Annotated in this window: 13 protein-coding genes; 12 read left to right on the top strand and 1 reads right to left on the bottom strand. The window is 69.0% G+C overall.

The window, feature by feature from the left end; all coding sequences use genetic code 11:
* Window positions 1-4 precede the first annotated feature (4 nt).
* From AB8M46_RS03635 to AB8M46_RS03585, 11 genes are all read left to right on the top strand, one after another.
* Window positions 5-1,342, top strand: coding sequence for a tetratricopeptide repeat protein (locus AB8M46_RS03635; protein WP_394359537.1), 1,338 nt, complete (start codon window positions 5-7; stop codon window positions 1,340-1,342).
* A gap of 41 nt (window positions 1,343-1,383) precedes the next feature.
* On the top strand, window positions 1,384-1,755 hold the full coding sequence (locus AB8M46_RS03630; RefSeq protein WP_394359536.1) for a hypothetical protein: 372 nt from the start codon (window positions 1,384-1,386) through the stop codon (window positions 1,753-1,755).
* A 164-nt stretch (window positions 1,756-1,919) separates the two neighbouring features.
* Window positions 1,920-3,617 carry a sodium:solute symporter family protein gene (locus tag AB8M46_RS03625; protein WP_037342516.1) on the top strand — a complete coding sequence of 566 codons (1,698 nt, stop codon included), beginning with the start codon at window positions 1,920-1,922 and terminating at the stop codon, window positions 3,615-3,617.
* 10 nt (window positions 3,618-3,627) lie between these two features.
* Window positions 3,628-3,891 carry a hypothetical protein gene (locus AB8M46_RS03620; RefSeq protein WP_037341458.1) on the top strand — a complete coding sequence of 88 codons (264 nt, stop codon included), beginning with the start codon at window positions 3,628-3,630 and terminating at the stop codon, window positions 3,889-3,891.
* Between the two features lie 47 nt (window positions 3,892-3,938).
* Window positions 3,939-4,940 (top strand): DUF3558 domain-containing protein, encoded by a 1,002-nt coding sequence (locus tag AB8M46_RS03615; RefSeq protein WP_378429313.1) that lies wholly within the window; start codon window positions 3,939-3,941, stop codon window positions 4,938-4,940.
* Window positions 4,941-5,008: 68 nt separating this feature from the next.
* Window positions 5,009-6,010 (top strand): dihydroxyacetone kinase subunit DhaK, encoded by a 1,002-nt coding sequence (gene dhaK / locus AB8M46_RS03610; RefSeq protein ID WP_037342517.1) that lies wholly within the window; start codon window positions 5,009-5,011, stop codon window positions 6,008-6,010.
* Window positions 6,010-6,633, top strand: a complete 624-nt coding sequence (dhaL, locus tag AB8M46_RS03605; RefSeq protein WP_394359535.1) for a dihydroxyacetone kinase subunit DhaL — start codon at window positions 6,010-6,012, stop codon at window positions 6,631-6,633. Before dhaK ends, dhaL begins: the two co-directional genes overlap by 1 nt.
* Window positions 6,630-7,304, top strand: a complete 675-nt coding sequence (gene dhaM / locus AB8M46_RS03600; protein WP_394359534.1) for a dihydroxyacetone kinase phosphoryl donor subunit DhaM — start codon at window positions 6,630-6,632, stop codon at window positions 7,302-7,304. The genes dhaL and dhaM overlap by 4 nt, the downstream gene beginning before the upstream one ends.
* Before the next feature lie 249 nt (window positions 7,305-7,553).
* Window positions 7,554-9,329 carry a 3-hydroxyacyl-CoA dehydrogenase family protein gene (locus AB8M46_RS03595; RefSeq protein WP_125734445.1) on the top strand — a complete coding sequence of 592 codons (1,776 nt, stop codon included), beginning with the start codon at window positions 7,554-7,556 and terminating at the stop codon, window positions 9,327-9,329.
* A 10-nt stretch (window positions 9,330-9,339) separates the two neighbouring features.
* Window positions 9,340-9,699 carry a hypothetical protein gene (locus tag AB8M46_RS03590; protein WP_394359533.1) on the top strand — a complete coding sequence of 120 codons (360 nt, stop codon included), beginning with the start codon at window positions 9,340-9,342 and terminating at the stop codon, window positions 9,697-9,699.
* A 10-nt stretch (window positions 9,700-9,709) separates the two neighbouring features.
* Window positions 9,710-10,543, top strand: coding sequence for a hypothetical protein (locus tag AB8M46_RS03585; RefSeq protein WP_394359532.1), 834 nt, complete (start codon window positions 9,710-9,712; stop codon window positions 10,541-10,543).
* On the opposite strand, the gene AB8M46_RS03580 is transcribed toward AB8M46_RS03585, so the two are convergent.
* Window positions 10,544-11,017, bottom strand: coding sequence for an Lrp/AsnC family transcriptional regulator (locus AB8M46_RS03580; RefSeq protein ID WP_016336815.1), 474 nt, complete (start codon window positions 11,015-11,017; stop codon window positions 10,544-10,546). It abuts the gene before it with no gap.
* A 59-nt stretch (window positions 11,018-11,076) separates the two neighbouring features.
* On the opposite strand from AB8M46_RS03580, the gene AB8M46_RS03575 reads away from it, so the two are divergent.
* Window positions 11,077-12,195 carry a PLP-dependent aspartate aminotransferase family protein gene (locus AB8M46_RS03575; RefSeq protein WP_037341473.1) on the top strand — a complete coding sequence of 373 codons (1,119 nt, stop codon included), beginning with the start codon at window positions 11,077-11,079 and terminating at the stop codon, window positions 12,193-12,195.
* Window positions 12,196-12,204 lie beyond the last annotated feature (9 nt).

Below are 12,204 nucleotides of genomic sequence, written 5' to 3'. Positions count from 1 at the left end.
CCCGATGTCCCACGACGTCCCCGAAAACACGACAGGTATCCGATTCGGGAAGCGCACTCGCCGGTTCGCGCTCCTGGCGCTCTTCGGCGCGAGCCTGCTCGCCGTGGGTGTCGCCGCGTTGATCCCGCCCGAACCCGTCCTCAGCGAAGCGCCGCAGGGCAGTCTGAGCACTCTCGACCGGGAGGTCCGGACGGCGGAAGCCAAGCTCGCGAAACATGAGCAGGATCCGCGGACCTGGGCCGAACTCGGTGCCGCCTATGTCGAAGTAGCCCGGGTCAAGGCCGACCCGGCCTACTTTCCGAAGGCCGAGGAGGCGTTGCGGAAGTCGTTGCGACAGCAGCCCGACGGCAACGGGATCGCCTTGGCGGGCATGGGCGCGCTCGCCAACGCGCGGCACGACTTCGCCGGCGCTCGCGACTGGGGCGAGAAGGCGAAGGCCGTGCTGCCGGACAACGCCGAGATCCACGGCGTGCTCAACGACGCCTACACCCAGCTCGGGGACACGGCCGCGGCCACCGCCGCGTTGCAGAGGATGCTCGACCTGAAGCCTGGCGTCGCCTCGTTCACCCGCGCCGCCTACGAATTCGAAATACACGGTCGCGTCGACGACGCCCGGCACGCGCTCGATCGCGCGCTGGCGGACGCCGTCGATCCCCACGACGTCGCGTTCGTCCGCAACCTGCTCGGCGAACTCGCCTTCGACAACGGGGATCTCGACACCGCGCAGCTGCATTTCGACGCGGGCCAGCGCGCGGTGCCACAGGAAACCTCGCTCCAGCAAGGAAAGGCCAAGGTCGCGGCGGCACGCGGGCAGACCGCCAAGGCGCTCGCCGGCTATCAGGATCTCGTGGCCCGTCAGCCGAACGTGGGGAATCTGCGTGAGTACGCCCTGCTGCTGTCGACGTCGGGGGCACCGGAATCCGCCGCACGTCAGTACGAGCTCTTCGAGGAGCAGCGACGTCTCGAAGTCGCCTCCGGTGCGAACGTCGATCTCGAAGCGTCCTTGGTGGCCGCGGACCGCGGCGATGCCGTGCAGGCACTCCGGTTCGCGCAGGCGGAATGGGAACGCAGGCAACCCGTGTTCGTCGCCGACGCCATGGCGTGGGCACTGCACCTCAACGGCCGGAACGCCGAAGCCCTCACCTTCGCCGACCGTGCGGCGGGCACCGGCTGGCGCAGCGCCTCGTTCGCCTACCACCGCGGCATGATCCTCGCCGCGCTCGGACGGCCGGGCGAAGCCGTCAACGCACTCGCCGAAGCGCTGCGCATCAACCCGAACTTCTCCTTGACCGACGCGCGGACGGCACGCACCACGCTGGCGAACCTCGGCGGTGCCGGATGAGTCCGCGACGGCGGGAACACGACCGGAAAGGTGGCAGGCCCATGCGCAATCTGCCCACTGAAAGGGTTCCGCGCCGGTTGCGCGGAGCCGCACTGAGCACGCTGGTCTTCCTCGCCGTCGTCGTGGCGTGCTCCGAGACGGGGTCCGACACCGGGCCACGGTTCGACGACGAGACCACCGACGGCGTCGTGACCGAATTGACCTGTATGAAGCATCAGCCGCGGGCGCCGGGCCCCCGCTACACCGACGACTCGATCCGGCGCACCGACGAGACCCTCGCCCTGCTTCGCTACTACACCGCGAACGGGGCCAAACCGTACTGCGACGGCAACGACGTCACCGACATCGATCGCCAATGGATCGACGTGTACCTCGCACTGGGCGCGGACGAGGAAAAGGTGAAACGTCCCTGACCGCGCCTCGACCGGACAGGAATTGTCAAGAATCGCCCCGAAACAGACACTTCAGGGCGGTCGGCGCCCACCCGTACTGCCGTTCCTGAATCCATGCAGTATGGTCCGCGATTGACGCGATACCGGCGTTTCTCGTGGACATTTTCAACATGGAGGTGGGTCGGTTGCACGTGCTGGCCGATGCGAACCTGCGGCTCGACGCAAGTCCGATCGACTACGTCCTGCTCGCCTTCTATTTCGCGCTGGTGCTCGGCATCGGGTACATGGCGCGGAGGTCGGTCTCGAGCAGCCTCGACTTCTTCCTCTCGGGTCGGTCACTGCCCGCCTGGGTCACCGGTCTCGCCTTCATTTCGGCGAACCTCGGCGCGGTCGAGATCATGGGCATGTCGGCCAACGGCGTGCTCTACGGCCTGCCGACCGTGCACTACTTCTGGATCGGCGCGATCCCGGCGATGCTGTTCCTCGGCATCGTGATGATGCCGTTCTACTACGGCTCGAAGGTCCGCAGTGTCCCGGAGTTCATGCTCCGCCGGTTCGGCAAACCCGCCCACCTGGTCAACGGCATCAGCTTCGCGAGCGCGCAGATCCTCATCGCGGGCGCGAACCTGTTCCTGCTCGCCAGCGTGGTGAACCTCCTGCTCGGCTGGCCGCTGTGGGTGTCGATCATCGTCGCGGCCGCGGTCGTGCTCTCCTACACCGCGCTCGGCGGTCTCTCCGCCGCGATCTACAACGAGGTCCTGCAGTTCTTCGTGATCGTCGCGGCCCTGCTCCCGCTGACCATCGTCGGCCTGGTGAAGGTCGGCGGCTGGCAGGGCCTGGTCGACAAGGTCACCGCGAGCCCCGGCGGCGACGCGCAGCTGCACTCGTGGCCGGGTGACAACCTCACCGGCTTCGGCAACAGCTTCCTGTCGATCCTCGGTCTCGTCTTCGGTCTCGGTTTCGTGCTGTCCTTCGGCTACTGGACCACGAACTTCGTCGAGGTCCAGCGCGCGATGGCGTCGAAGAGCATGTCGGCCGCGCGGCGGACGCCGATCATCGGCGCCTTCCCGAAGATGCTGGTCCCGTTCATCGTGATCATCCCCGGCATGATCGCCGCGGTCACCGTCTCCGAGTACGTCCAGGACAAGCAGGTCCTGCTCGACGGCGGTGACGCGCCCAGCGGCGTGACGGCGAACAACGCGATCCTGCTGCTCATGCGCGACCTGCTGCCCAACGGCATGCTCGGCGTCGCGCTCGCCGGTCTGCTCGCCTCGTTCATGGCCGGGATGGCCGCGAACCTGAGCTCGTTCAACACCGTGTTCACCTACGACATCTGGCAGTCGTACGTGAAGAAGAACGAGTCGGACGGCTACTACCTCCGGCTCGGCCGCCTGGTCACCGCCATCGGCACCGTGCTCGCCATCGGCACCGCGTTCATCGCGTCGAACTCCGGGAACATCCTGACCTACCTGCAGGACCTGTTCTCCTTCTTCAACGCGCCGCTGTTCGCCACCTTCATCCTCGGCATGTTCTGGAAGCGGATGACGCCGACCGCGGGCTGGGTCGGCCTGGTGTCCGGTACCGCCTCGGCGATCACCGTGTGGCTGCTGTCGCAGGCCGGGGTCCTCGGGCTCACCGGGCAGGGCATCAGCTTCGTGGCCGCGGGTACGGCGTTCGTCGTGGACATCGCGGTCAGTGTCGCGGTCTCGCTCGCCACCGCGCCGAAGCCGGAGGCCCAGCTGGTCGGCCTCGTCTACTCCCTCACCCCGAAGGAGTCGCTGAAGCACGACGAGACGGGCGACGACGCGGGCTGGTACCGCAAGCCGGGCCTGCTCGCGGGCATCGTGCTGATTCTGACCATCGCGCTCAACATCATCTTCTAGGAGGCCGGAGATGGCTGCTTCGCAAGCTCCCAAGAAGGCCGGCGTCTTCGACATCCGGCTGATCATCGCCCTGCTCATCGGCGGTTACGGGCTGGTGCTCACGATCATGGGCATCGGCTTCACCACCGAGGAGGAGCTGGCCAAGGCCGCCGACGTCAACATCAACCTGTGGGCGGGTATCGGCATGCTGGTGTTCGCGGCGTTGTTCGTGCTGTGGGCGAAGCTGCGGCCCATCGTGGTGCCGCCGAGCACCGACGGCGAGAGCGGCGAATAGGCGGGTTGTCCGGACAGCGGCGAGGGGCTCCGGCTACCGTGCATCTCGTGCTGCTCAACGCTCGACGTCGCCGGATCGCGTCCGTGCTGGCCCTGGTCATCGCACTGGGCGTGCTCTCGGCCTGCGGTCAGAACCTCGGCAAGTCCAACTTCGCCCGCACCACCGTCGCCGCCGAACCCGGCTCCGGCACCGGCTCGGTGCCCGACGGGGACATCAACGATCCGGCGGTCACCCCCGCGGTGCTGCGCACGGTCGACCCGTGCGGGCTGGTGAGCAAGGAGGTCATGAGCGGCCTCGGCACGCCGGAGGACCCGACGGCGAATCTCAGCTCCTTCGGCACCTGCCGGGCGAAGGCCGTGGACGCCGGAGGCAAGACCCTCACGGTGAGGGTCGAGATCGGCGCGTCGACCTACTCCTCGATCAACGGCGTCACCGTTTCGACGGTCGACGGGCTGCCGCAGATCGAGCGGAAGGACAAGGACGGGAAGAGCTGCGACGTCGGCATCATGACCCTGCGCAAGCCCGAGCGCGGGATCAACTTCTCGGTCACCTACGACGGCGGCGACCCGTGCGCGACAGGCCGTGCGGTGGCCGCGAAGGCAGTGAAGAGCCTGCACGCGTCACCGGCGAAGTACCCGGCGGTGCCAGGCACGCTCACCGCGGTCGACCCGTGCACCGCCGCCGACACCGCCGTCCTCAACGAGGTGGTGCCGCACGGCGCCGCCACGCTGAACTCCTTCCATTTCTGCGATTGGACGCCGGGGTCCAACCCGAGGATCTCGATCGGCTTCCGCCGCTCCCTTCCGCCGGCGGAACGCGACGGGAACAAGAAGATCGACATCGACGGCGTCGCCGTGTACCAGAAGGTCGGCAGCGGCAGCGACGCCGAGTGCAAGCTCGAGTGGCAGCACAGGCCGTGGGCGGACGACGAGGTCGAAATCGTCAGCGTCGACTACAAGAACTACGACGAGAAGAAGGACGAAGCGGCGTCGTGCGGCAAGGCGGCCAAGGTCGCCAAATCGGTGATCTCCAAGCTGCCGAAGCCCTGACGCTGGCGGCATCCGGCCGGGAGAGGTAGGAAGGGGGCACCCCACCCGCCGACGTGCCGGAGGCCACCTTGAAGAAGATCATCAACGACCCGAAGACGGTGGTCGCGGAATCGTTGCGCGGACTCGCCGCGGCGCACGCGGACGTCCTGCGCGTGGAGGACGACCCGGCGATCGTGGTGCGCGTGGACGCGCCACTGACGGGCAAGGTCGCGGTGATCTCCGGCGGCGGTTCCGGGCACGAGCCGCTGCACGGCGGCTTCGTCGGGCAGGGCATGCTCGCCGCCGCCGTCCCGGGCGCCGTGTTCACCTCGCCGACGCCGGACGCCGTGGAAGCCGCGGTCAAGGCGACCACCGGGGACGCGGGCGCGCTGCTGATCGTGAAGAACTACACCGGCGACGTGCTCAACTTCGAGACCGCCGGCGAACTCGCCGCCGCCGAAGGGCTGGACGTGCGCAGCGTGGTCATCGACGACGACGTCGCGGTCAAGGACTCCACCTACACCGCCGGCCGTCGAGGCGTCGGCGGCACGGTGCTGCTGGAGAAGATCACCGGCGCCGCGGCCGAACGGGGCGACACCCTCGACGCGGTGGAGGCCTTGGCGCGCAAGGTGATCGGCCAGGTCCGGTCGATCGGGGTCGCGCTCACCGCGCCGACCGTGCCGCACGCGGGCGAGCCGAGTTTCGACCTCGCCGACGACGAGATCGAGTTCGGCATCGGTATCCACGGCGAGCCCGGTATCGAGCGGACCGCCGTGACGACGGCCGACGAACTCGTCGCGCGCATGGTCGAAGCGGTGGTCACGGACCTGCCCTTCGCCGAGGGCGACAAGGTCCTGCTGTTCACGAACTCGATGGGCGGGACCCCGCTGGTCGAGCTGTACCTCGCCCACGGGATCGCCGAGCGGCTGCTGGCCGAGCGTGGGATCGTGGTCGAACGGCGGCTGGTGGGGCCGTACATCACCAGCCTCGAGATGCAGGGGATGAGCCTGACGTTGCTGAAACTGGACGACGAGCTGACCGAGTTGTGGGACGCGCCGGTGAACACCCCGGCCCTGAGGTGGGGAGTCTGATGGCCTGCACCGCCGAGACGCTCGCCGCCGCCTTGCGGGCGGCGGCCGCGGTGATCGCCGAGCATCGTGCCGAACTGGTCGACCTCGACCGCGCGATCGGCGACGCCGACCACGGCGAGAACATGGACCGGGGCTTCACCGCCATCGTGTCCGCTTTGGACTCCGCCACGCCAGAGACCCCCGCCGCGGTCGCGAAACTCGCCGCCACGACGCTGATCTCGAAGGTCGGCGGCGCGGCGGGCCCGTTGTACGGCACGGCTTTCCTGCGCGCGTCGGTCAAACTGGGCGACGCGGCCGAAGTGGACGGTCCGCTGCTGGTCGAGGCCCTGCGCGCGGCGCTCGAAGGAGTGCAGGCGCGCGGCAAGGCCGTCGGGGGAGACGCGACCATGGTCGACGCCCTGATCCCCGCCGTCTCCGCCGCAGAAGGGGCCTCCCGCGACGGTGTCGCGGCGATCCTGGCCGCGGCCGCCGACGCCGCGGACAAGGGTGCCGAGTCCACTGTGGACCTCGTACCGCGCAAGGGCCGCGCGTCGTACCTCGGCGAGCGGGCGAAGGGGCATATGGATCCCGGTGCCCGCTCGACGGCGCTGCTGCTGCGAGCCTTCGCGGAGGCCGCCAAGTGAGCGTCGGAATCGTGCTCGTCTCCCACAGCGCCAAACTCGCCGAAGGACTCGCGGAACTCGCCGCGCAGATGGCGCCGGACGTCACCATCGCGGCGGCGGGTGGCCTGGCCGACGGCGGGATCGGAACGGACTACGACGAGGTCGTCGCCGCGACGCAGCGCGCCGATTCGGGATCGGGCGTCGTCCTGCTGTACGACCTCGGCAGCGCGCAGATGACCGCGGAACTGGCGGTCGAATCGCTCGCCGACCCGTCGGCCGCGGTCGTCGTGGACGCGCCGCTGGTCGAAGGCGCGATCGCCGCCGCCGTCGCGGCGCAGGGCGGGGCGGACCGCAAGGCCGTCGCCGAAGCGGCCGCCTCGGCGGGAGCACCCCCGGACCTGACGTTCGACGGAGGCGCTCAGGACGGCGAGAGCAGTGTCGAACTCACGCTGCGGAACGACGTCGGGCTGCACGCGCGGCCGGCCGCGGTACTGGTGCGCAGCATCGCGGGGCTGGACGCGCAGGTCACCGTGCGGCTGGGCGACGAGACCGCGGACGCCAACAGCGTGCTCGCGCTGATGGCGCTCGGCGCGCGCCAGGGCGACCGGATCGAGGTCCGCGCGAAGGGGGCGCAGGCCGACGAAGCGCTCGCCAAGGTCAAGGATCTGGTGGAGCAGAACTTCGGCGAGTGAGCTGGGCTCTTAGCGCGTGAAGGCCTCCTTCCCTCGGCTCAGCCGAGGGAAGGAGGCCTTCACGCACATCGGCGCCCGGGTGGTAGCAAAGGTCCCTTGATCCGGCCATCGCCGCCGGAGGAAAAGCGTCCCCCGGTCCTCGTCCGCGAGTGACACTTACTCGATTCGGAGGGTGACAGCCGCTGCTTTCCGCGCCCCGGCATGGCACGATCGGAGAAACTACCAGCGAGTAACCTCCGGAGGCCGGTTGTGGCGCGGGAAATCTCGAGTGTGGGAGTCATCGGTCTCGGCACCATGGGCGCCGGGATCGCCGAGGTGCTCGCGCGGAGCGGCGTATCCGTCGTCGCGGTGGAGATCGACGACGACGGCGTCCACCGCGGCCGGGGTCATCTGGAGCATTCGACCGAACGGGCGGTGTCCGGCGGCAAGCTCGACGCCGACGGCCGGAGCGCGCTCCTGGACCGGATCCGGTACACCACGTCGCTGGCGGAGTTGTCCGATGTGGACCTGGTGATCGAGGCGATCCCGGAGAACCTCGAAGCGAAATCCGACGTGTTCGCGCAGCTGGACAAGATCACCGGCCCGGACACGATCTTCGTCTCGAACACCTCCTCGCTGTCGATCACCGAGATCGGCGTGCACACCGCGCGGCCGGGCAAGGTCGTCGGGATGCACTTCTTCAACCCGGCGCCGATCCTCAAGCTGGTCGAGATCGTCCGCACCGTCGTCACCGAACCCGACGTGGTCACCGACGTCGTCGCGTTCGCCGAACGGCTCGGCAAGACCCCGGTGGTGATCGGAGACCGCGCCGGGTTCATCGCCAACGCCCTGCTTTTCGGCTATCTCAACCACGCCGTGCGGATGTACGAGCAGCGCTACGCCACCCGTGAGGACCTCGACGCGGCGATGCGGTTCGGCTGCGGATATCCCATGGGGCCCTTGGCCTTGCTCGACCTCATCGGGCTGGACACCGCGTACGAGATCCTCGACACGATGTACCACCAGTCGCGTAATCGGCTGCACGCGCCGGCGCCGCTGCTCAAGCAGATGATCACCGCCGGGCTGCTCGGCCGCAAGACCGGCCGGGGTTTCTACACCTACGACGAGCCCGATTCGCCGACGGTGACTGACGCGGTCACGAAGTCCACAGTAGACACTGCGGCGCCCCGTGAGGTGCGCAAGGTCGGCGTCGTCGGGACCGGCACCATGGCGACGGGCATCGTCGAGGTGTTCGCGAAACGCGGCTACGAGGTCATCCTGCGCGCCCGGAGCGCGGAGAAGGCCGCGGCGTCGGTCGCGCGGGTGAAGAAGTCGCTGGACAAGGCCGTCGTCAAGGGCAAGCTGTCCGAAGAGGACGCAGCCGCCGCGCTCGGCCGGATCTCGCCCGCCGTGGAGTTCGAGGAACTGGCCGATGTCGACCTCGTCGTCGAGGCGGTGGCCGAAGACCTGGCTGTCAAGCAGGCCGTCTTCGCCGCGCTCGACGACGTCGTGAAACCGGGCGCGGTCCTGGCGACCACCACGTCCTCGCTGCCGGTCATCGAATGCGCGGCCGCCACGTCGCGCCCTTCCGACGTGGTCGGCGTGCACTTCTTCAACCCGGCGCCGGTGATGAAACTCGTCGAGGTCGTCTCCACCATCGCCACCGCTCCCGACGTGATCGCGACCGTCGACGCCGTCTGCGCGGCCGTCGGCAAGCACCCCGTGCACTGCGGCGACCGGGCCGGGTTCATCGTCAACGCGCTGCTGTTCCCGTACCTGAACGACGCGGTGAAGATGCTCGAAGCGCACTACGCGGAGGCCGACGACATCGACACCGCGATGAAGGTGGGTTGCGGGCTGCCGATGGGTCCCTTCGAGCTGCTCGACGTCGTCGGACTGGACGTTTCGCTGGCGATCCAGCGGACGCTGTACAACGAGTTCCGCGAAGAGGGCTTCGCGCCGGCGCCGCTGCTGGAGCACCTCGTGACCGCCGGTCGGCTCGGCCGCAAGACCGGGAAGGGGTTCAAGGACTACTCGGCGCGGTAACTTGGATGCCATGCCGGTTTCCGCGGGGGTCAGGAAACGGATCAAGGAACTCCTCGATCCGGACGACGAGATCCATTACGTGTTCCCGGCCGACGTCTTCGGCAGCACCAACCCCGGAGTGTTCTTCGCGGTGACCCGCAAGACGATCACGGTCCTGACCACCGGGTACCTGAGCCGGAAGACGCCGAAACGCGTCGTCGCGACGACGTTGCGGAACCATCGGATCGGGCCGGTCGACACCTCGACCGTCCCGTGGTTCAAGTTCAACGGCGTCGACTACGAGATCGACGACGAGTACATCGCCGTCGTGCACGCCGCCGACGCCGAGATCATGCGGGCAAAACCTGAAGATCCGCTGCCGGACCTCTAAGCTCCCGGGAGTGCGTCAGCTCACATACGACGGGGTGCCCATCCCCGGCCTGAACGACCTGGTCCGGACGGCCATCCGGCTGCACCCCGCGCCGGGATTGCCCCGTCCGGACGAAAGCCACTTCGGCGGCCCGCTGCTCTGGCCGTCGGACGAGCCATGGCCGGAGTGCCCGGTGACCTGGCCGCCGGACCCCGACGCGTCCGACGACGCGTGGCCGGCCGGGCATCCGCTCGACGAGCCGGTCCCGGCGATGGTCGGCGCGGCGCAGTTCTTCCGCGACGACTTCCCGGAGCTGCCCTTCCCGGAGGGCACCGACGTACTGCAGATCCTGTTCTGCCCGCTCGAGCATGACAATCCGTACCACCGCGGCCCCGCCGTCCGGCTGGTGTGGCGCGATTCCGCCGAGGTGGGGGACATCGCGGAGCCGCCGCCCGCACCCGAGGACGCCCAGGACGCCTACCTGCCGGAACCCTGCGTCTTCGAACCGTGCTCGATCGACGAGCTGCCGCGTCTCTGCGACTTCCCGCCGGAGACCCGCACCGCGCTCGGCATCCCCGAAGGCGCGAGCGAAGACCCCGACGGCTGGCCCGAGCTGGACCACTACGCGAAGATCGGCGGCTGGACGGCCTGGCACGCGGCCGGTCGTGTCGACCTGGACTGCCGGGAATGCGGTGCCGAGCTGAGACAGACGCTCGCGCTGGCCACGGAGGAACACGAGGTCGGCTGCGGCTGCGGGGTCGACGACGACGAACCGGCGTGCTGGGCGTTCGGCGACCGGGGAGTGCTGAACATCTTCACCTGCCCCACCGATCCGCGGCATCCGTTCAAGGTCCGGATCGCCTGATCAGCCGGGTGGTAGCAAAGGTCCCCCGCTCCAGTGCTGGAAGACGAGGTTCGTGTGCACCCGGGCGACCTCGTCGCGGGCGGTCAGTTCGTCGAGCACCAGCCGTTGCAGCTCGGTCGCCGAAGCGGTGGCGACATGCGCGAGGAAGTCGTCCGGGCCGGTCAGGTGGTAGACGGCGCGGACCTCGGGCAACGCCAGCAGATGCTCGACGAACGAATCGACCAGCGCGCGCCGGTGCGGGCGGACCTGCACGAACAGGAGCGCCTCCAGTGGGCGGCCGAGTTTGGCCGCGTCCACCTCGGCGCGCTGGCCGATGATCACCCCGAGCTCGCGCAACCGGTTGACGCGGTCGAGACAGGTCGAGGGTGCGACGCCGACTTCGGCCGCCAGATCCTTGTTCGAGATCCGGGCGTCGTTCTGCAAGAGCCGCAGAATTCGAAGATCAACCGTACTCAGTTCGACGGAATCCGACATCGGCGAATGATATCCGAGGATATTGCGGCCGTTCCGGAGAAAATCGCACCATCTGGAGTATGACCGCAACGCTGCGCACCCGAGCCGTCCACGCCGGCCGTGACGATCTCACGGACCTCGGCGTCCACGCCGCTCCGCTCGACCTGTCCACGACCTACCCGTCGCGGGACAGCGTCGAGGAGGCGGGCCGCATCGACGAATTCGCCGCCTCGGGCTCGCTGTCCGGGCTCCCGGTCTACGGGCGGCTGAGCAACCCGACCGTCGAGCGTTTCGAGAAGGCGCTGGCCGAACTCGAAGGGTTCGAAGACGCCGTCGCGTTCGCCACCGGCATGGCCGCGGTCTCGGCTTCGCTGCTCGCCGCCGTCGCACAGGGCAAGCGGCACGTCGTCGCCGTCCGGCCGGTCTACGGCTGCACCGACCACATGCTCACGTCCGGGCTGCTCGGGACCGAGGTGACCTGGGCCGATCCGGAGGACGTCGCCTCGGCGCTGCGTCCCGACACCGGGCTGGTGCTGCTCGAGACCCCCGCGAACCCGACCCTGCGCGAGGTCGACATCGCCGAGATCGTCCGCGCCGCAGGCGAGGTCCCGGTGCTGGTCGACAACACCTTCGCGACCCCCGTGCTCCAGCGACCAGGACGGCACGGCGCCCGGTTCGTCCTGCACAGCGCGACCAAGTTCCTCGGCGGGCACGGCGACGTCATGGGCGGCGTGGTGGCTTGCAGCGCCGAAGACGCGGGGATGCTCCGGCAGATCCGCTTCGCCACCGGAGGCGTGCTGCACCCGCTCGCCGGGTACATGCTGCTTCGCGGTCTCTCGACCCTTCCGCTGCGCGTCAACGCGGCGTCCGCGACGGCCGCCGAACTCGTCGAGCGGCTTCGCGGCCACGCGAACGTGAGCGCCGTGCACTACCCGGCCGTCGGTGGTCCGCTGATCGCGTTCGAGGTCGACGGCGATCCGCACGCGCTCATCGGCGCGGTCCGGCTGATCACCCCGGCCGTCAGCCTCGGGAGTGTGGATTCGCTCATCCAGCATCCAGCCTCGATCAGCCACCGGATCGTCGCCGAGGACGACCGGCGCGGCGCGGGGGTCACCGACCGGCTCATCCGCATGTCGGTGGGGCTGGAGGACGTCGAGGACCTGTGGCATGACCTGGATCAAGCACTCAAAGCTTGCTGAGTTCTGCGA

It is taken from the genome of Amycolatopsis sp. SB7-3, assembly GCF_041021335.1.
Classification (GTDB): domain Bacteria; phylum Actinomycetota; class Actinomycetes; order Mycobacteriales; family Pseudonocardiaceae; genus Amycolatopsis; species Amycolatopsis japonica.
The sequence above is the reverse complement of the archived record's forward strand: the minus strand, read 5'-3'. Positions and strand labels throughout refer to the sequence as shown.